20 protein-coding genes and 1 rRNA gene are annotated in these 18,957 nt (G+C 36.5%); 3 read left to right on the top strand and 18 right to left on the bottom strand.

Annotation, left to right across the window (positions count from 1 at the left end):
* Nucleotides 1-96: ribosomal RNA gene (locus tag ACFVR1_RS13320) — 16S ribosomal RNA — on the bottom strand; the annotation flags it as partial.
* A gap of 254 nt (nt 97-350) precedes the next feature.
* On the opposite strand from ACFVR1_RS13320, the gene ACFVR1_RS13315 reads away from it, so the two are divergent.
* Nucleotides 351-1,016, top strand: a complete 666-nt coding sequence (locus ACFVR1_RS13315; RefSeq protein ID WP_387584643.1) for a hypothetical protein — start codon at nt 351-353, stop codon at nt 1,014-1,016.
* 243 nt (nt 1,017-1,259) lie between these two features.
* Here the strand turns inward: ACFVR1_RS13315 and ACFVR1_RS13310 are convergent, their stop codons facing one another.
* The gene (locus tag ACFVR1_RS13310; protein ID WP_387584641.1) at nt 1,260-1,940 is read right to left on the bottom strand and encodes a KinB-signaling pathway activation protein; all 681 of its coding nucleotides are present in this window, start codon (nt 1,938-1,940) and stop codon (nt 1,260-1,262) included.
* 135 nt (nt 1,941-2,075) lie between these two features.
* Here ACFVR1_RS13310 and gerD point away from each other — a divergent pair, with 135 nt between their 5' ends.
* Entirely contained in the window at nt 2,076-2,678 is a 603-nt protein-coding gene (gene gerD, locus ACFVR1_RS13305) for a spore germination lipoprotein GerD (RefSeq protein WP_387584639.1), read from the top strand.
* Nucleotides 2,679-2,708: 30 nt separating this feature from the next.
* Here the strand turns inward: gerD and ACFVR1_RS13300 are convergent, their stop codons facing one another.
* From ACFVR1_RS13300 to ACFVR1_RS13280, 5 genes are all read right to left on the bottom strand, one after another.
* Complete coding sequence (locus tag ACFVR1_RS13300; protein ID WP_387584638.1) at nt 2,709-3,761, bottom strand: Mrp/NBP35 family ATP-binding protein; 1,053 nt, start codon at nt 3,759-3,761, stop codon at nt 2,709-2,711.
* Nucleotides 3,762-3,839: 78 nt separating this feature from the next.
* Complete coding sequence (locus ACFVR1_RS13295) at nt 3,840-4,553, bottom strand: N-acetylmuramoyl-L-alanine amidase (RefSeq protein WP_387584654.1); 714 nt, start codon at nt 4,551-4,553, stop codon at nt 3,840-3,842.
* 204 nt (nt 4,554-4,757) lie between these two features.
* Nucleotides 4,758-5,471 (bottom strand): GNAT family N-acetyltransferase, encoded by a 714-nt coding sequence (locus tag ACFVR1_RS13290; RefSeq protein WP_387584637.1) that lies wholly within the window; start codon nt 5,469-5,471, stop codon nt 4,758-4,760.
* Between the two features lie 7 nt (nt 5,472-5,478).
* Nucleotides 5,479-6,663: an MFS transporter gene (locus tag ACFVR1_RS13285; RefSeq protein WP_387584635.1), complete on the bottom strand. Its 1,185-nt coding sequence runs from the start codon at nt 6,661-6,663 to the stop codon at nt 5,479-5,481.
* A gap of 16 nt (nt 6,664-6,679) precedes the next feature.
* A complete protein-coding gene (locus tag ACFVR1_RS13280) occupies nt 6,680-7,201 on the bottom strand; it encodes a GNAT family N-acetyltransferase (RefSeq protein WP_387584634.1) in 522 nt (173 codons plus the stop codon).
* A 499-nt stretch (nt 7,202-7,700) separates the two neighbouring features.
* On the opposite strand from ACFVR1_RS13280, the gene ACFVR1_RS13275 reads away from it, so the two are divergent.
* Entirely contained in the window at nt 7,701-9,191 is a 1,491-nt protein-coding gene (locus ACFVR1_RS13275; RefSeq protein WP_387584633.1) for an amino acid permease, read from the top strand.
* Between the two features lie 652 nt (nt 9,192-9,843).
* On the opposite strand, the gene ACFVR1_RS13270 is transcribed toward ACFVR1_RS13275, so the two are convergent.
* The 11 genes from ACFVR1_RS13270 to ACFVR1_RS13220 form a co-directional block, all read right to left on the bottom strand.
* Nucleotides 9,844-10,452: a YcnI family copper-binding membrane protein gene (locus ACFVR1_RS13270; RefSeq protein WP_387584632.1), complete on the bottom strand. Its 609-nt coding sequence runs from the start codon at nt 10,450-10,452 to the stop codon at nt 9,844-9,846.
* A gap of 29 nt (nt 10,453-10,481) precedes the next feature.
* Nucleotides 10,482-12,107: a copper resistance CopC/CopD family protein gene (locus tag ACFVR1_RS13265; protein ID WP_387584631.1), complete on the bottom strand. Its 1,626-nt coding sequence runs from the start codon at nt 12,105-12,107 to the stop codon at nt 10,482-10,484.
* A 1-nt stretch (nt 12,108) separates the two neighbouring features.
* Nucleotides 12,109-12,285 carry a hypothetical protein gene (locus ACFVR1_RS13260; RefSeq protein WP_387584630.1) on the bottom strand — a complete coding sequence of 59 codons (177 nt, stop codon included), beginning with the start codon at nt 12,283-12,285 and terminating at the stop codon, nt 12,109-12,111.
* A gap of 496 nt (nt 12,286-12,781) precedes the next feature.
* A complete protein-coding gene (gene rpsI, locus ACFVR1_RS13255) occupies nt 12,782-13,174 on the bottom strand; it encodes a 30S ribosomal protein S9 (protein WP_151701707.1) in 393 nt (130 codons plus the stop codon).
* Between the two features lie 22 nt (nt 13,175-13,196).
* Nucleotides 13,197-13,634: a 50S ribosomal protein L13 gene (gene rplM / locus ACFVR1_RS13250; protein WP_387584629.1), complete on the bottom strand. Its 438-nt coding sequence runs from the start codon at nt 13,632-13,634 to the stop codon at nt 13,197-13,199.
* A gap of 168 nt (nt 13,635-13,802) precedes the next feature.
* Nucleotides 13,803-14,552, bottom strand: coding sequence for a tRNA pseudouridine(38-40) synthase TruA (gene truA / locus ACFVR1_RS13245; RefSeq protein WP_387584628.1), 750 nt, complete (start codon nt 14,550-14,552; stop codon nt 13,803-13,805).
* Between the two features lie 14 nt (nt 14,553-14,566).
* A complete protein-coding gene (locus ACFVR1_RS13240) occupies nt 14,567-15,364 on the bottom strand; it encodes an energy-coupling factor transporter transmembrane component T family protein (RefSeq protein WP_387584626.1) in 798 nt (265 codons plus the stop codon).
* Nucleotides 15,364-16,233 (bottom strand): energy-coupling factor ABC transporter ATP-binding protein, encoded by an 870-nt coding sequence (locus ACFVR1_RS13235; RefSeq protein ID WP_387584625.1) that lies wholly within the window; start codon nt 16,231-16,233, stop codon nt 15,364-15,366. Before ACFVR1_RS13235 ends, ACFVR1_RS13240 begins: the two co-directional genes overlap by 1 nt.
* On the bottom strand, nt 16,209-17,063 hold the full coding sequence (locus ACFVR1_RS13230) for an energy-coupling factor ABC transporter ATP-binding protein (RefSeq protein ID WP_387584624.1): 855 nt from the start codon (nt 17,061-17,063) through the stop codon (nt 16,209-16,211). The genes ACFVR1_RS13235 and ACFVR1_RS13230 overlap by 25 nt, the downstream gene beginning before the upstream one ends.
* 405 nt (nt 17,064-17,468) lie before the next feature.
* Nucleotides 17,469-17,849: a 50S ribosomal protein L17 gene (gene rplQ, locus ACFVR1_RS13225; RefSeq protein WP_387584623.1), complete on the bottom strand. Its 381-nt coding sequence runs from the start codon at nt 17,847-17,849 to the stop codon at nt 17,469-17,471.
* 53 nt (nt 17,850-17,902) lie between these two features.
* The gene (locus ACFVR1_RS13220; protein ID WP_387584621.1) at nt 17,903-18,847 is read right to left on the bottom strand and encodes a DNA-directed RNA polymerase subunit alpha; all 945 of its coding nucleotides are present in this window, start codon (nt 18,845-18,847) and stop codon (nt 17,903-17,905) included.
* Between the last annotated feature and the right edge of the window lie 110 nt (nt 18,848-18,957).

Raw genomic sequence — 18,957 nt, 5'->3', positions numbered from 1 at the left:
ATCAGAAGAAGCAAGCTTCTTCATCATTCGCTCGACTTGCATGTATTAGGCATGCCGCCAGCGTTCGTCCTGAGCCAGGATCAAACTCTCCATAATAGAGAACTTAAAAAGCTCATTTTGTTTTGCTGGCATCATCATTAAATGATGTCAAAATTGTTTTGCTATCGGACTAACAAAGTTAGTCTTTCAAGCTGTATGTCTTAACGTTTTGCATGTTCAGTTTTCAATGTTCATGTTGTTTATTTTGTCGTCTTGTTTCAGCGACCTTTGTATCTTAACATCTTTTAAACATGAATGTCAACACTAAATCATAAAATTTATTAGAATGACTGGAAAGGTGCGAGTTTACAATGAAATCAAAGCTTTTATTTATCGGAACAATGCTAGTTTTTATGGGCCTTTTTTTTATTATCCCAAATAAGTATTCTTCTATGCTTCCTGTTTTTCAGCTAGTTGAAAAACCTACTGTTGTTTCCAAAGGATCACATGGGAAAACGATAACCATCGATTTATCTTTCGGTAAAGAGGACATGGAAACTTTCTTAAAAAATCTAGAAGCACCATATCCGCATTTTTTTATTAGTAATGATTGGATAGATCGTTCTCCTACTCTTATTCAAATAATGAAAGAGAAGAGTATTCCAATTAGTTTATTGGGGCAAGAAGGTAATAAATATATTGAAGATCCTTCTTTATTCAAAAAGGAAATCGATCACTTTGAAAAAACAGTTGGAGAAATTCCACTCTGGTTTCGAACAAGGGACTATGAATTTCCTATGGAGTTACAAAAAACTGCATGGAAATATGAGGTGAATTTGTTGAGTTCAAGTAAATATTGGGTGGAAGGAAATCAAAAAATTAAATTAGAAAATGGGGATATTCTTAGCGTTCCGCTCCACCAAGAGGAAAGAATGGATATAAAACAATTGAATCAATTACTTAAATCTGATTCTTTTCTTTCTATTGAACAAAATATTTTTGGTTTAACAACTAAAAGTAAAACAATACCCGAATAACAAAAACTACTTACTATAATTACTCATCGGAAATTAAAGATTAATCTTTCGTAATCTCTTCGCAAAAAATTGCTTCGATATTCAGATTAAAAAAGGTTGTGGGGATTTGATGCTTTGACATTAATCACAGCATTTAAGTAGGCACAATGTTTTTATTAAATAAAAAAGACTATAGGCAAACTCAATTCTATCGAGTTTGCCTATAGTCTGTACTGCTCCGACAATTAGTCAGAGCTTTTTTCGTTATTTCGTTTTTAAAGCTGCAGCTTCTTTTCTCGCTTTTCTACGCGCTTCTAATTTTTTTCTATCTTCGTCGGATTTTGCATTATATTTTGGCAAAGCCAATAATTGGTATGCATTAACTGCTAGAAGTGGTACCAAAACAATTAATAACCATACGTCCGCATCGCTTGATTGAACTTTAAGTGCTGCCACCCATTCTATTGTCGTTATTGCAATCATAAAGAAAAGGGCTGAAATCAATATTTGTTTCTTTGTTTTATTCGCCTTAATTATGGCTACAATTATAGAGGCACCTATTAAAAGAACAAGCGCCACTATATGTAACCAGATTTGGCTTGTCGTTCCTTCAGAAGGCTTAAATCGGAAGACAATTAAGTCAAAGATGACAAATGCAATAATAAGTAGTTGCACCCAATTCCATAGTGTAAGGCTTTTGAAAATGTTTACGCCCATTTGATGGATTGTCAAATAAGCAAAGAAACCCATTTGTGCTATAACACTTATGATAAGTCCAAAACCAACTAAGACGATAAATGCAGCGATCACCGCTCCCCATTGTCCCGCTGCATAGTATGATGCGAAGTTTTTATCCCATAATATAATTGATCCTAACACACCTGTGATTAGTCCACCTATCCACATTGCATTTAGAAAAAATTTAAACCAATTTCGAATTGTCACTGTAAAAAGTCCTCCATATTCTACTAAGTCCTTTTTAGATTGTAACAACCATTAGCAAAAAAATCTATTTGTTGCTTGCTTCTATACATAATTACTTAAAAAATGTGAATAATAATTGAAAGGATGGTGACTAATTTGAAGTATTTTGCTCTCATTTTATTAACTATTGGTTTACTTGCTGGATGTAGCAGTTCTAATTCATCTCCGCCTTCTTATGAAGAGATGAAGAAAATAGTAATTGATGCTCTTCAAACGGAAGAAGGAAAAAAATCCATTCGAAAGCTTTTAGATGACCCCGAATTTCAAAGTATGTTAGTAATTGATAGTGATCAAGTAAAGAAATCAGTAGAACAAACCATGTTATCCAAAGATGCAGAAGACTTTTGGAAAGAAGTTTATCAAGATCCTAAATTCTCGGAGAAGATGGCCAAAAGTATGGTGAAACAGCAAGAAGAGTTAATGAAAGCCTTAATGAAAGACCCCGATTACTTAAAGGATTTAGAAAGCTTTTTTGCTTCAGCTGATATGAAGAAAGAGATAGGGAAAATTCTACAATCTACAGATTTACGTAAAGAAATGGAAAAGGTCGTAGAAGAAACTATTCAAAGTCCATTATTGCAAACAAAGTGGCAAAAGCTTGTGGAAGAAGCTGGTTCAAGTTCTCAGCAAAAAGGAGGCGGCGGCTCTTCGGGAGGTTCAAGCTCATCAAAAGGTGGTCAAGAGGAGTCAAAAAAATAAGGCCGATCCTGTCTAAGGAACGGCCTTTTCTTATGCTTTTTCGATTACTTCGCGTGCGATATCTAAATAAATTTTACCGGTATGATGTGTTTCTCCATATACGGATGGAGCAAAATCAATATCGTTCCAATCTGGTTGACCTAGTGGAATTTGACCAAGTAATTCTGTACGAAGTTCGTCCGCAAGTTTGGGTCCTCCACCTTTACCAAATACAAATTCACGTTCACCAGTAGATTTAGATTCGTACCATGACATATTTTCAATAACACCTAATATTTCATGGTCTGTTTGCAGTGCCATTGCACCAGCTCTAGCAGCAACGAATGCAGCTGTTGGATGTGGTGTTGTAACAACGATTTCTTTAGATGCAGGTAGCATTTGATGAATATCTAAAGCAACATCACCTGTTCCAGGCGGTAGATCCAATAGTAAAAAGTCTAGCTCTCCCCATTCTACATCTTTAAAGAATTGATCTAATACTTTTCCTAGCATTGGTCCACGCCATACAACTGGAGTGTTGTTTTCCACAAAGAATCCCATGGAAATTACTTTTACCCCTTTTCTTTCTACAGGGATAATTCGATCTGATTTAATTTGTGGTACATCTTTTACACCCATCATATCGGGTACACTAAATCCATAAATATCAGCATCAACTAGACCGACTTTTTTTCCTAATCGTGCAAGGGCTACCGCTAAATTCACGGATACAGTAGATTTACCAACTCCGCCTTTACCTGATGCAATGGAAATAATTTTAACTTTACTATTTGGAGAAAGAATACTTTCACTATCGCTTCCTTTTGCTTGACCACGGAATTGTTCTAACACTTCCTTTGGAAGTTCCTCAAAACGAATACCAACTGTCGCCGCTCCTGCATTTTTTAATACTTCTACCACTTTTCCTTGCAATTGCATTTGCTCGCTGGAATTGATTTTCGCTATAGCAAGTTTCACACTTACATGGTTTTTCTCTTCTTTTATGGATACTTCCGAAATTCCGTTTGTTTCTTCAAGAGTTCTATGTAAAAATGGATCGTTTAATTCCCCAAGTAACGCTCGAACTTGTTGCTCATTAATCATTTGTAGACACTCTCCTTAAAGTTAACTATTCGCATTATAGTATACCATATACGAGTGTCTACAATCCCTTACATACACTTAGTAAATATTATTATCTACGAATCGACGTACACCTTTTGTAATTGCTTCAACCATTTGTTTTTGATACTTCTCTGATTTTAACAATTCCCGTTCTTCATTATTACTTAAAAATCCAGTTTCTACTAATACAGCTGGAGCCTTTGCTTTTTTCAAAATATATACTTGTTTTATCGAAAGTGCTTCTCTTTCTGTATTCCCTATATTTTCTCGAATGGCTGCCTGAATGGATTTTGCTAATAATTCTCCACCCGGGTGGCCTTCCGCATGATAAAATACTTGTGCCCCTCTCCATCTCTCCTCTGGAACTGCATTCACATGTAGACTTATTACTATATCCGCTTCAGAATTATTCATAATTTCTTCCCGCAGAAGCAAGTCCGCTCGCTTTCGCGCACGTGTTGTTGGATAATCTCCATCTGGTGCATGCTCAGCAATCGCGTCTCCTTCTTTACGTCGTGTCATAATTACCGATGCTCCTTTAGCTTTTAACTCTTTCTCTAGCTTCAGGGACATGGAAAGGGTAATATCTCTTTCTATTGTTTCTCCATGACTTGCTCCACCATCCAAACCTCCATGCCCAGGATCAATTACAATTTTCACTCCACTTAATGGTTCTGGCATGAAGAAACTTGAATCACTTGCTTTCGTTCCATAAAACACAGCAAGTATAGATATCAAAAACAATACTAAGATAATCAGCCATTTTTTCAGATCCATCGCTCCTTTTTCACTCATTATACGTATGAGGGACAAAGAGTATGTTAGCTTTATGGAACAACTTATATCAAATTTACCTTGGGATATTTTCAATCATAATTGTTGCTCCTGCGCAAAGCTCGTCGCAGATACGCTTGGTTCGTCATGCAAAATCCTTGTAAAATTTACGACATCCACGTGGTTTGAATCCCTAGCAAATTAAGTTAACCTTCTGTCTATCCGATATATTCCTTTTCTATTTCTTAATTTACAACCATTTTTCTCAAAGATTTTAATCATATGTCCATTACTTTCATCTGTACTACCGACATAATAATTAGCTTTTAATTTCTTCATTAGTTCTAAGGTGATTTTATGAATCTCTGCACCTAAGCCTTTCCCTCTCCATTTGGGTACAATTCCAAAGTAGAACATTCTACCTTCATCTATCGTTCCCATCTCTATATGTGGAATACTTATTCCTATAAATTCATTATCCTTTAAGAAATAAATGCAGTTGTTTCTCCAGTCGTCTCCTAATTCTTTGCTTATAGACGCCATCACTTGCTCTATTGGCTGCGGTATATTTTTATTTGCAGTCCCCGAACGACATAATTCGTATAATTGAGCAAACTCTGAATCCTCTATTCTTTGTTCCGCTAGAGAATGAAACGATAGATTGCTTTCGAGGTATTCTTCTTCACCTAATCCTTTTAAATATTCATGAATAACCGAAATTTTTCGGAATCCGTTATCTAATAGCCAAATCTCAAATCTATCTTCCATTAGTAAAGATAAATAATCAATATTATCCTTTTCGTATTCACTTAATAGTTTTGCAAACTCTACTTTATAATCCTCTACCGACTTACCCTCAATTTTTACTTGATCTACCAACCAATATGCTTTTTCATTTTTTATTACATTGAACAAATGTATGCTAACCCCTCGCTCTCATTTTGTTACTTAAATAAAAGGACGGTATCGACAACATAGTTATAACACTTATGATAATAAATACCATTGCCCCACCATTTAAACTATCTAGTAGAAATCCACCCATACTTGGGCCGGCAATTTTCCCAATTGATTTCACTCCCGACAGAGCAAAATAAGTTCCTTTTTCATGTTCCTCACACATGCCATCAATGTGAATATCCACCATTGTGAAAACTAATACTTCACCTGCCGTAAAAATAATCATTGCAATAATTAACATAAGAATATGTTCACTCTGGCCAAAGAAAAATAAACCAGCTGATAATAAAACACTGCCTATTATCAACGAGGTAGTAGTACTAATAATTTCTCCTAACCTATAAACAAAATATTGAATGACTATTACCGTAATGGCATTTGTTGTAATTAGCCAAGCAAAATATTGAATCGCTTTTTCGTAATTAAACGTAATTCCTAAGTATTGACTAAAAGTAGAATCAAATTGACTGTATCCAAAAGTGATAAAAATTAAAGCTAGTATAAAAACGAGAAATGTATAATCCTTTTTGAACACGTAGAACGATTGAAAAATAGATACCTTCTTCAACTTTGCCTCTACTTTTTTCATTGGAAACTTCTTGAAAATAATTGCAAATGTAATGATATTGATAAAGAAAATAAAACCAACTATAAAAAATAATTTATCCATACCAAATTGTTGAAAATACACAGATGTAAGTGGAGCAATAGCAGCAGAAATATTAATCAAAAAATATCGGATGTTAAATATTAACCGCCTGTTCTCTGGTTCGGTATAAAGACTTAATAATACTCGGTATGTAGGTTCTACAATTGCTTGGCTCAATCCTAAAACGGCAGCAAATAAAATAAACCCTGCATATTGATTGATAAAAGGAAAATATAGATAACAAGCTAAATAACCGATTAACCCCGTTATGATAACTTTATTCTTGGGAAACTTATCAATATAAGGTCCGACAAAGAAACTCATAATTAAATTAGATAAAGCTAATGTAGAAATAATTGTACCTATTTGAACACCTGTGTAATGAAATTCATCCAGTAAAAATAGTGTAAGATATGGCAATACCAAAAAAGTTCCAAATCGTGCAATAAAAATACTAGCAAGAATCGTTGACGTCACAACATTAAATTTACTTTTCATAAAATACCTCTTCTTCTCAAAAATCATTGTCTTTACATACATAAGAATAAATGCATACATCTTTTCCTTTTAATAAAACCTGTTCTTCTAGTTTCATGCCATTTTTAGAAGCTATTTTTCTAGAAGCTTGATTTTTCGATTGAATAAGCGAAATAAATCGATTAATACCTAACTGATTTTCACCCCGATCTATAAAAGCCTTTGCTGCTTCAGAAGCATATCCATTTCCCCAAAACTCTTTAGCAATCCAGTACCCTATCTCAAGTTCGTTCTTACCATTTATATTTTGCGGAACGATCCCAGCATGTCCTACCGCAACATTATCTTCTTTACGAACAATTACCTTCAAACCATATTCCTTATTCATTTGATAATGACTGTATATCCAATCTAAAAATGCTTTTGCCCCTTGCTCGTCACGAATATTCCCACTGCCAATATAACGAACCATTTCAGGATCAGATAGCATAGAAAACAAAAATTCGAAGTCCGCTTGTGTATACGAACGATATAACAACCTTTCTGATGTAAATTCCATGTAGCTAACTCCTGTCAAATTTTTTGTCTTTAACAAATATTTAATTAATATACACCTCAAAAAAAATGGAAACAATACTTTCCTCAAAACTTTATTACAGAATCATTACTGGTGCCTGGCACCAGTAACACTTCTGTAATATTCAAGATAAGTTAGAAGGTATTAAATAATATAAAATATCAGTCTTTTATAAGTGGATATAATTACCAACGAGGATTATATCTAGGCATTTTAAGGACACGCGTTGTTCACCATAATGTTATTCTAAAAAAATGATTGACTTTATTTATTTAAGAAACTAACATGTAAATTGCATAAATTTTAAATCATCTTATTCTGTTAGAATATCTCTATCCAAACGTGGAATTGATCGAATTATATGTGCCACTCTGGATTTTGAATTCTCTCAAAATTTGAAAATTTATTATATCTTGCAAATGTATTTTTTTAAAAGAAAAGAAAGCGCTTCATTTATACAAAATGAAAGGATTGATGATAAATGGCACCAAAAAAAGACAATAACCTCTCACAGCACGCCACTCAACAAGAAGAGCATCAATTAAAACGGGGATTGAAAGCTCGTCATTTAGCGATGATCTCTATTGGAGGGTCTATTGGTACAGGACTGTTTCTAAGCAGTGGTGCAGCGATTCACACAGCTGGCCCAGGTGGTGCATTACTTGCATATGCTTTAGTTGGCGCAATGGTATATTTTGTTATGACAAGCTTAGGAGAAATGGCAGCTTTTATGCCTACAAGTGGTTCATTTAGTACGTATGGTACTAAATTTGTAGACCCGGCATTTGGTTTTGCTATCGGCTGGACCTACTGGTTTAACTGGGCAATGACTATTGCGGCCGAGTTGTCCGCATCCACGATGATTATGAAATTCTGGTTTCCGAATAGTCCATCATTGATATGGAGTGTCTCATTCTTAACACTTATTTTCCTTTTGAATTATTTATCCGTTAAAGGATATGGAGAAGGAGAATATTGGCTATCTTTTATTAAAGTAAGTGCGGTTATCATCTTTATCGTTGTTGGAGTACTCATGATTTTTGGTATCATGGGCGGGGAAGCAGTAGGCTTTAAAAACTTTACTGTCGATGATGCTCCTTTTTCAGGTGGTATTTTAGGGGTTTTTATTGTATTTATTGCAGCAGGGTTCTCTTTTCAAGGTACAGAAATTGTTGGGGTGGCTGCTGGTGAAAGTGAAGATCCAGCAAAAAATATTCCCATAGCTATTAAAAGTGTTTTCTGGAGAATCCTTCTATTTTATATATTTGCGATTTTTGTGATAGCGCTTCTTATTCCTTACACTCATCCAAGTTTACAAAGTGAAAATGTCATGGTCAGTCCTTTTACTCTTATATTTCAAAAGGCCGGGATTGCATTTGCAGCTTCTCTTATGAACGCGGTTATTTTAACTGCTGTATTATCAGCAGGAAATTCTAGTCTTTATGCGTCAACTCGTATGTTATTTTCCATGGCTAAAGAAGGACAAGCACCTCAAATTTTTGGAAAACTTAATAAGCGTGGCGTACCCGTAGCTGGTATGATTTTAACATGTGCGGTCGGTACACTTGCATTTTTGGCTTCTTTCTTCGGTGATGGTAAAGTATATATTTGGTTAATGAATGCAATAGGAATTACAGGATTTATCTTCTGGCTCGGTATTTCCATCAGTCACTATCGTTTCCGCAAAGCATTTAAGGCTCAAGGTCATTCATTAGATTTGTTGCCATATAAAGCTAAATGGTTTCCAATTGGAACAATTTTTGCAATTGCTTGTGGATTAATCGTTATTTTAGCTCAAAATTTTCAAGCTTTCCTTGCAGATAAAGTGGATTGGGGCAGTGTAATAGCTGCATACTTAGGTGTACCGCTTTTCCTCTGCTTATGGCTTGGATATAAAATTGTTAAGAAAACGAAATTTGTTAAACCAGAAGATGTAAAATTTGAATTTGATTCTGAGAAAAAACTTGATTAAATAATCAATAGATCGGACAACATCCTATGCATGTTGTCCGATTTTTTATGTCCTTTTCTTAGCTGCACTACTGATTGGAGCGGAAGTTGGCGACTTATAGGGATTAGCAAGCAAATCAAGACCCTGGCCACGCGCTCAACAAATTTAATTTTTGTGGCGAGCTTGCACAGGAGCAACTCTTTTCTGCGACGATTAACCGCAGAAGCAATGGAAGCGGCTAGATGCTCGCCCCCTGGAAAGCGTCTGTCTGCAGAGGAAATCAACCTATTCTTGGCATAAAAACTTATACTAAAAAGCCCTCATCCAAATTTGTTGAGAGCATTTAAAATTAATACAAAAAGGAGGACCCCGTCAATTTCTGGGTCCTCCTTTTTTGTATTAGTATGCATTTCGAAATTTAATATGGATTTTGACACTCGCTACTTTTAGCTGGTTGGTTGACATGAGGTCTTTGCAGGCAGGATTTACAATCCAATAAGTCAGCATCAAGGAATATTTGCTCACACTCGTAATGGCTTAATGCACATCACTTCACGTAAAACCTTCTAAACCTACTTCTGTTCCACGCTAAAAATAAATAACTGTCACTTTTAATTCGATTGTTTCAGTTTATTTAATATTGACTATAGCCATCTTTAATTCTTCGGAGCTATTAAGCTTTTTTGCGGAATAAGCCTATCAATGCCAATAATATTGCAACAGATGATAGAGTAATTGGTAACCAGCTAACGCTTCCAGAAGTAATACTTTCACTAGATTCTTCATGAGCATTTTCAGTTGCTCCAACTGCTCCAGCCACAACAACTTTCGTTACAGAAGCAGGCTCATCCGTACCAGGAGCTCCAGTCCACTCTACAACGGAGCCATCTTCGTAAGTTTGTAAAGCTTCCCAACTAAATTCTCCAGGCTCGCTAGGATTCGAAGCGATAAAATAAAATTCCATAAACTCATTTGGTTTAATACCGCCACCGTTTGCAGCAGTCCATGTAACAGAAGTAATGATATCATTTGCGTCTTTTTCGAATTTGTAATCCCAATTATCTACTGGCATAACAGATACAAGATTTATACCTTTAGGAACTCTCAATTCGATCTTTGTCGTGTTAATATCCTTCTCAACTGGAACACGTACCGAATATTTTTCCCAAGCATTTGTCGAACTTTCACCTGGGCGAACTGTAACGTGTGCCTCTGCTATTGGTGCGATTAAAAATATAAATAGTAATGCTATTATTGGTGCCATCCATTTTTTATTTTTCATTCTAACTCCTCCATTTTTGTTTTCATATTTTATTTCCCGTCATTAGCGATAAAAATCTCATCTTCCCATTTTTTCTTCTCGCCACCTGGGTATTTTCCACTAACCTCTAATAACCAACTGCCAGACATTGAAAACGGCAAGTCGACAACATATTCCCCTCTATCATTTTGCTTGGCTTTAAATGTTGTTGAACCCATATCGTGCTGTATCATTGTAATTTTCACGGAAACTTCTTCAGGCTGTTTGCCATCTAGTTCTGAGATTTTTGCGGTCATATTCTGATAGCCTGTTTCTAATTTCACAATATTTATTTGTGCTTCTATTTGATCAGTGACCAAGGTTTTATCGTATGATTGGACAGCGATTGGATAAGCAATCTGACTCGCCCATACTCCTAATAAAATGACAATCAGCCCGACAACCCATTCACTCTGAATCCAACGCTTTGTTACTAAATTTCCGTTTTTCTTCCATTTCACTGTCTGAAATAAGGCTAAACCTAACATAGTAATCGTTAAAATGACTTTGATAATGACTACGGTGCTCCAAGCCATCCAATGGGTAAAGACGGCTGTTATGCCTGTCTGAAGAAAGACCATGATTACACCAGATACAAACACTAATCCGGAAGCAATCAACATTTTTCGAACGAAAAATGTTCTAAATTCCATCCATGAAATTAATGCATTGTGTTTCTTTTGCCAAATAAGCAATAAAATAACGTAAACTAGAGCACCAAGCCAAAATGCGATTGTTAGTTGATGAATCATTCGGAATATCAATGCGACAACCGGATGTTCCATTCCCCATACGTGCCCTCCGAAAGCTGGAGTTACAGCCAAAGCTAGCCAAAGGGCCAAATACCAGCCCTGAACCATTTCCGGCACAAATAATAAGATTAAGAATAATAATTGCGCACCTAACATAAGGATAAAAGGAAATTGTAGTAATAGTTCCCATTTTCCTTTAAAAATCACTTGAATAATTCCCGGTGGAAGAGAAAAGGCATACGTTATCAATTCAACGATTGTGCCAAGAACAAGTACAATAGCTCCTATACGTCGCCCCTTTTTCCATAAGGTATTGAGACTTGGAAACTTTCTTCTTTCAGCCAGATAGGTAAACCAAAAAAGGCCAGCACCTAAAAGAAGTAAACCTTCTACAATAACTCGAGCTGCTATTAATCCCACTTCAGAACTAGCATCATTTGCAACCGATTTGAACCCACCTTCTGTTGACTTACCGACTGAAAATGCGTAAGAGCCACTAACTGGGTGTCCGTCCGCTGAGACGACATTCCACTTCACCGTATAAGTTCCTTGCCTTAGTTCCGGGAGAGAAAATTCAAGAAGTGGAGATCGTTTAATATTTCCATCTGGATTACCCGTAAAGACCGGTTTTGCATTCCAATCATAAATCGTGACGATAGCTAAATCATGATCGATTGGTTCATTAAAGCGTAATTTTAACACAGACGGAGGTTTTTCGATAAGGATCCTTTCAGCTGGTTCCATTTCAAGTAGTGTGGAATGAGCATATACCGTCTGTGTTTGGAATAATGCAAAATATAATACAATAATTAACGGAGTCATTTTGAGTAAATGAGAAAGTCTCTTGCACAGCCTCCTGTTATTAAGTCCAGTTGTAACCCTCATCCTATCCACCCCCAATCGTGATCGATTTTTTCATTACGGTGTTCACACCTCGTGCTATTGTATGAGCATCCATTTTGTAAGCCCCAACTTGGTCGAAAGATACTTGCATAGTGATAGGCCCTATCTTCATTAGTTTTCTACCAGGGACAATGCTATCCTCTCTGTTTCCCTGTTCCAAATCCTCCACCTTAATCAATTGTCAGATGTAACGGTCACTTTCAATTTTTCATCAAGTGTAACCTCTCCATCAATATCATCTTTTCATACTGGATTTATTCTCCTTCTATCTATTGTTTATATGCATGTCTTAGTTTACATAAAAGAAGTGAAAAAACGATGAAGTACCTATGGCGATATTTTGAAATTTTTTACTCCGCATTAACGCGGAGTGTACACTATTCAATAAAATCAAAGCTCGACCATTTTCTTCGAATACGCACTTTCTAAATCCCGCACTACACAAACTACTAAGTTGAATAACACGACAAGTATTGGTTACCCAACATTTCCCCTATTTTTTGTGTAGCTGCATTATGACTTAAGCTAGTAACATTGCCACATCCTTTGAAGCAGATTTCACAGATATATCGAGTTCTGTAATATGGTGATAAGCTATTTTCATACATAAAAAAACTCCCAACCAAAATTGGTTGAGAGTCTTTGAAAGTTTGAAATTAACGTTTTGAGAACTGAGGTGCACGACGAGCGCCTTTAAGTCCTGGTTTTTTACGTTCTTTCATACGTGGGTCACGTGTTAAGAATCCTGCTGATTTCAATGCTGGACGGAAATCAGGGTCTACTGTAAGTAGTGCACGTGCAATACCATGACGGATTGCTCCTGCTTGACCTGTGAATCCACCACCATTAACGTTTACGTGTACATCGTAGCTACCTAGAGTTTGAGTAGTTACTAATGGTTGTTTAATAATTTCACGTAAAGTTTCGAATGGTACATAATCTTCTACGTCACGTTTGTTAATAACAATTTTGCCTTCGCCTGGTACTAAACGTACGCGTGCTACTGAACTTTTACGGCGACCAGTGCCGATATATTGAACTTGTGCCAAGTGTATGTCCTCCTCTTAATAATTATCCGCGAAGCTCGTATGCTTCTGGTTTTTGTGCTGCATGTGGATGTTCTGCTCCAGCGTAAACGTTTAGTTTTGTAAACATTTGACGTCCTAAAGAGTTTTTAGGAAGCATCCCTTTGATAGCTAATTCAAGCATTTTAGTTGGGTACTTAGAACGCATTTCTAAAGCTGTACGTTGTTTAAGTCCACCAGAGAATTGAGTGTGACGGTAGTAAATTTTGTCATTTAACTTGTTCCCAGTTAAATGAATTTTTTCTGCATTGATAATGATCACATGATCACCTGTGTCAACGTTTGGTGTAAATGTTGGTTTGTTTTTACCACGTAAAATAGCTGCAACTTCTGAAGCAAGACGACCAAGAGTTTGGCCTTCAGCGTCTACTACTAACCATTTACGTTCTACTTCGTGACCTTTAGCCATGAATGTTGTACGCATGTATTTTGTCCTCCTAATTCAATCATAATCGATCTAAAATTTTCTATATCCTCATACCAATAAGTTTCGGGGCTTATATTGTGGGGTTAATGAAAATACCATACATCATCATACCCCGGATAAGCTATTTAGTCAAGCATTTTCCGAAAAACACCTGGAAAGGTTGCTTCACTGAGAATACTCCACATTTTCCAGGTATAAACCGTGCGCTGGTGCGGTTTTCCCTGCCTGTGAACGGTCACAAGACTCCACAATTCCTTGCAACTCGCCAACACTTTTTTTTCCGATTGCAATTTCCCACAAAGTACCTGCAATAATACGGACCATATTATATAAAAAACCATTCCCGTTAATCACCATGTGCAATTGATTTGTTTCTTTTTTAAATTCTAATTCAATCGATCGAACAGTTCGTACAAAATCTTTCACACTTGTATTAGAAGCACAAAAACTGGAGAAATCATGTGTTCCAAGTAGATAAACAGTCGATTCTTTCATTAATTCGATATTGGGTCTGTATCGATCTGCATGGACTGAATAATTCCGTTCAAAAGGACTATGAACTTGATTTAATGACCAAATATATCGATATGTTTTGCCCGTAGCATCATACCGTGCATGAAAATCATCTCTTACTTGCTCTACCGATAAAATCCGTATGTCTCCTGGTAGCTGTACATTAAAAGCCGTTCTCCAATTTTCCATTGGTATTGTAAGAGTACTGTCAAAATGAATAACTTGTCCCGTTGCATGGACGCCGGCATCCGTTCTTCCACTAGCAACTACTTTTACGATTTCTCCTTTGTGCATGGCACATAAAACATTTTCCAATTCCAGTTGTACAGTTCGTTTTCCTGGTTGAATTTGATACCCTGAAAAACTACTTCCATCATAACTAACAATTGCTTTTAATCTCATTACTGCACCTCGTTTTATTGCCTAAAATATACAAGAATTCCCGCTAACACTCCGAGAGAAATCATTATTATTGTATCCCGTGCTGCCCACTCTAACTTACGATATCGAGTTCTACCTTCTCCACCCTTATAGCCTCGTACTTCCATCGCTGTCGCTAAATCTTCCGCACGCTTAAAAGCACTTACAAATAAAGGAATGAGGAGAGGGACAATGGCATTCATTCTTTCTTTCAAATTACCTGTTGTCATATCAGATCCTCTAGCCATTTGAGCTTTCATAATTTTATCGGTTTCATCCATTAACGTCGGGATGAATCTTAACGATATAGACATCATTAGCGCTAATTCATGCACTGGAAGCCTCCATTTCTTCAATGGGTTTAATAGTGACTCCAAAGCATCTGTAATCGAAATAGGTGTCGTAGTGAGCGTTAAAATTGATGTTAAAATAACTAGTACAAAAAAGCGGATGGAAATAAATATCCCCTGTCTTAATCCTTCTTCATAAATCGTTATAAACTTCCAATGAAAAATTATGTCGCCTTCTCGTGTAAATATTAAATGCAACAAAAATGTAAATATGATTAATATAACAACGGGCTTCAATCCGTTTATTAAAAAATATAGTCTAATTTTAGACATACGAATTATTAAAAATGTAAATACGAGTAAGATAGCATATGTAATCCAGTTGTTCGCTATAAAAACAGTAGCTATAAATAAAAATACAAAAACCATTTTAGCTCGTGCATCTAGTCGGTGAATGAAAGAATCTCCAGGAATATACCTACCAAATATCATTTTTTCAAGCATTACACTTCACGCTCCTTATTAATAAGTTGCGCAAGCTCTGCTGCTAATGACTCTTCCGTTAAACAAATAGTAGGTAGCTTCATTCCAATCAATTGCTCGATTTTTTTTTGAAACTTAACACTTTGAGGTAACTCTAACCGATACTCCTTTAGTCGTCCCTCATTTTCGAAAATCGCTTGAGGAGCTCCTTCTAAAACACATTTTCCATTATGCATAATGGCAATTCGATCGGCGTATCTCGCAGCATCCTCCATACTATGTGTTACTAATACGGTTGTTAAGCCCTTCTCTTTATGAAGCTGATAAAATAAATCCATTATTTCTTTTCGTCCTCTTGGATCAAGACCAGCAGTAGGTTCATCTAAGACTAACACTTCGGGATTCATCGCAAGTACACCTGCTATCGCAACTCGTCGCATCTGTCCTCCCGATAAGTCGAACGGTGATTTCTCCATTACTTCCTCGGGAAGTCCAAGTAATTTTACTAATTCTATAGCACGCAGTCTTGCTTCTTCTTTTGGCACACCAAAGTTCATTGGACCAAACATAATATCTTTCAAAACCGTTTCCTCAAATAATTGGTGCTCTGGAAATTGAAAAACAATTCCTACCTTTTGTCTTACTTTGCGTAAATGACTATTCTTTTTATCAGCTTTTACTTCTACATCACCAATTTGGATGGAACCATCCGAAGGTTTTAATAATGCATTTAAATGTTGTAAAATGGTCGATTTTCCCGAACCAGTATGTCCAATAATTGCCTGATAGCTACCGGATGGGATATATAAATCTACATTATATAATGCACGTTTTTCAAATGGTGTATTTCTTGCATAAGCATAACTTACTTGTTGAAGTGTGATGTCCATAAATCATTCACCAACTCTTCTTCTGACATATGATCTGCAACTAAAGAAACTCCCTGTAAACGCAATAAACGAGAAATATTCATTGCGAATGGCAAATCGAGTCCCAGATCTACTAACTCTTGCCCTTTTTGAAATATTTCTTCTGGCGTACCTTCAGCATATTTTTTCCCATTATTCATCATAATTACTCGGTCTGCAAGCAATGCTTCTTCTAAATCATGGGTAATGGATATTACTGTTAAATCAGTCTCTTCTTTTAACTGTCGAACAGTAGCAAGTACTTCTTCTCTTCCCTGAGGATCTAGCATAGATGTAGCTTCATCCAATAATAATACTTTTGGTTTTAAAGCAATAGCCCCCGCTATTGCTACACGCTGCTTTTGCCCACCTGATAAATGATGTGGCTCACTATTCATAAAATCGACCATTTTCACCTTTACTAAAGACGCTTCTACTCGTTCCACCATTTCCTCAAAAGGGATCCCGTTATTTTCTAATGCGAACGCAACATCATCTTGAACTGTAGCTCCTACAAATTGGTTGTCTGGATTTTGAAACACCATCCCTATTTGAGAACGTGTATCCCATAAGTTATGCTCATTTAACGATTCCCCAAAAACACGCACTTGTCCCGTCTGAGGAAATAGAAGACCATTCATTAATCGTGCAAGTGTCGATTTGCCGGATCCATTATGCCCAACAATCGCAACCCATTCTCCCGCGTAAATTGTATAAGACACATCATCTATGGCTGAACGCACATTTTTATCATCTGTTTCTTTTGCATATGTAAAAGTTACTTCTTGTAAAGAAATAATTTCGCTTTTCATCCTTTACCTCCTCTGACTCATCTCAGCTGTTCTAAACTCATGTAACCATTTTACGATAAAATAAAAAAGCGCGCACCTCATTTTGAGAAATGCGCTCTTCTATAACGTTTTCAAGATTGGCTGCTCAAGACCAATCAGAAAAATGAGGTGCGTAGAGCTAGACGAGACGCTACTTTTTAATTGCGCCTCGGCGTAATTAAGTATCCAGATTTTGAATTGTGCGGGCACAATTCAATCAGGAAAAAGTCCGCTCATCATAACACTCAGCTTTTATATTGTCGTATAAATCTAATAAATATGTTTGAAAAAAGAAGAGGGTGGTAGAAACACCAATCCCTCTCTTCAACTTTAAATATAAATCAAATTGGCTTTAACGTATTTTGTACATACGCCAGCTAAATTTAATTATACTAACTCAATTACTACTACTGGTGCTCCGTCTCCACGACGAGGTCCAACTTTCATAATACGAGTATAACCGCCTTGACGTTCTGCATAGCGTGGTGCTACATCATCAAACAATTTTTGTAAAGCAAAAACTGTTGATTCATTACCTTCTTCATCAGTAGAAGTCGCTACTTCACGACGAATGTAAGCAGCTGCTTGACGACGTGCGTGTAAATCTCCGCGTTTACCTAAAGTGATCATTTTTTCAACAACAGAACGTAATTCTTTTGCACGTGCTTCAGTTGTTTGAAGACGCTCATGAATGATTAAGTCAGTTGTTAAGTCACGTAACATCGCTTTACGTTGAGAACTTGTACGTCCAAGTTTTCTGTAACCCATGGATGTTTCCCTCCTTCGGTGAATAGTTCAAATCTAGCTATATCAAAATTCGCTTAGTCTTCTTTACGTAATCCTAAGCCAAGCTCATCTAACTTTGCTCTTACTTCTTCTAAAGATTTACGTCCAAGGTTTCTTACCTTCATCATATCGTCTTCTGATTTGCTAGCAAGCTCAAGTACTGTATTAATACCCGCGCGTTTTAAGCAATTATAAGAACGAACAGAAAGATCAAGTTCTTCGATAGTCATCTCTAGTACTTTTTCTTTTTGATCTTCTTCTTTTTCGACCATGATTTCAGCAGTTTTTGCCTCATCCGTCATCCCTACAAAAATATTTAAGTGCTCTGTTAGTATTTTTGCTCCAAGCGAAATCGCCTCTTTCGGACCGGTGCTGCCATCTGTCCACACATCAAGAGTTAATTTATCATAGTTTGCCGATTGGCCAACTCGAGTATTTTCCACTTGAAAATTAACGCGTGAAACTGGAGTATAAATAGAGTCGATCGGGATTACGCCGATAGGAAGATCCTCACGTTTGTTTTGATCAGCAGGAGTGTAGCCACGGCCTCGACCTGCGTACATACGCATACGGAAATGACCATTTTTGCCGATTGTTGCAATATAGAGTTCTGGGTTCAAAACCTCAACATCACTGTCATGTGTAATGTCAGCAGCTGTAACCGTTCCCTCTCCTTTTACATCAATCTCAATGACTTTTTCTTCATCAGAGTAGATTTTTAAAGCTAGTTTCTTCACGTTCATAATTATAGATGCAACATCTTCCACTACGCCTTCAATAGTTGAAAACTCATGTAAAACGCCATCAATTTGAATAGAAGTAACTGCAGCTCCTGGTAAAGAAGACAGAAGGATACGACGTAAAGAATTACCCAAAGTATTTCCATAGCCACGTTCTAGCGGTTCTACAACAAACTTACCAAACTTGGTATTTTCGCTGATTTCTACACTTTCAATCTTTGGTTTTTCAATTTCGATCATTCCAATTTACCCTCCCTCAAAACATCGAATGTATAGGTTCTTTCCATCATGAATTCGATCGTTTAACTGATTGCTGTTTGCACAACCTCAGTCTGTACAATAAATGATGT

This window comes from Psychrobacillus sp. NPDC058041 (assembly GCF_042885655.1).
GTDB lineage: Bacteria > Bacillota > Bacilli > Bacillales_A > Planococcaceae > Psychrobacillus.
The sequence above is the reverse complement of the archived record's forward strand: the minus strand, read 5'-3'. Positions and strand labels throughout refer to the sequence as shown.

What these genes read in the sequence shown, in the direction of transcription:
- ACFVR1_RS13315 (WP_387584643.1), top strand. Translation starts at nt 351, where the DNA reads ATGAAATCAAAGCTTTTATTTATCGGAACAATGCTAGTTTTTATGGGC.
- ACFVR1_RS13300 (WP_387584638.1), bottom strand. Translation starts at nt 3,761, where the DNA reads ATGATTAATGAGCAACAAGTTCGAGCGTTACTTGGGGAATTAAACGAT.
- ACFVR1_RS13285 (WP_387584635.1), bottom strand. Translation starts at nt 6,663, where the DNA reads ATGAAAAGTAAATTTAATGTTGTGACGTCAACGATTCTTGCTAGTATT.
- ACFVR1_RS13280 (WP_387584634.1), bottom strand. Translation starts at nt 7,201, where the DNA reads ATGGAATTTACATCAGAAAGGTTGTTATATCGTTCGTATACACAAGCG.
- ACFVR1_RS13275 (WP_387584633.1), top strand. Translation starts at nt 7,701, where the DNA reads ATGGCACCAAAAAAAGACAATAACCTCTCACAGCACGCCACTCAACAA.
- ACFVR1_RS13270 (WP_387584632.1), bottom strand. Translation starts at nt 10,452, where the DNA reads ATGAAAAATAAAAAATGGATGGCACCAATAATAGCATTACTATTTATA.
- ACFVR1_RS13265 (WP_387584631.1), bottom strand. Translation starts at nt 12,107, where the DNA reads ATGAGGGTTACAACTGGACTTAATAACAGGAGGCTGTGCAAGAGACTT.
- rplM (WP_387584629.1), bottom strand. Translation starts at nt 13,634, where the DNA reads ATGCGTACAACATTCATGGCTAAAGGTCACGAAGTAGAACGTAAATGG.
- truA (WP_387584628.1), bottom strand. Translation starts at nt 14,552, where the DNA reads ATGAGATTAAAAGCAATTGTTAGTTATGATGGAAGTAGTTTTTCAGGG.
- ACFVR1_RS13240 (WP_387584626.1), bottom strand. Translation starts at nt 15,364, where the DNA reads ATGCTTGAAAAAATGATATTTGGTAGGTATATTCCTGGAGATTCTTTC.
- ACFVR1_RS13235 (WP_387584625.1), bottom strand. Translation starts at nt 16,233, where the DNA reads ATGGACATCACACTTCAACAAGTAAGTTATGCTTATGCAAGAAATACA.
- ACFVR1_RS13230 (WP_387584624.1), bottom strand. Translation starts at nt 17,063, where the DNA reads ATGAAAAGCGAAATTATTTCTTTACAAGAAGTAACTTTTACATATGCA.
- rplQ (WP_387584623.1), bottom strand. Translation starts at nt 17,849, where the DNA reads ATGGGTTACAGAAAACTTGGACGTACAAGTTCTCAACGTAAAGCGATG.
- ACFVR1_RS13220 (WP_387584621.1), bottom strand. Translation starts at nt 18,847, where the DNA reads ATGATCGAAATTGAAAAACCAAAGATTGAAAGTGTAGAAATCAGCGAA.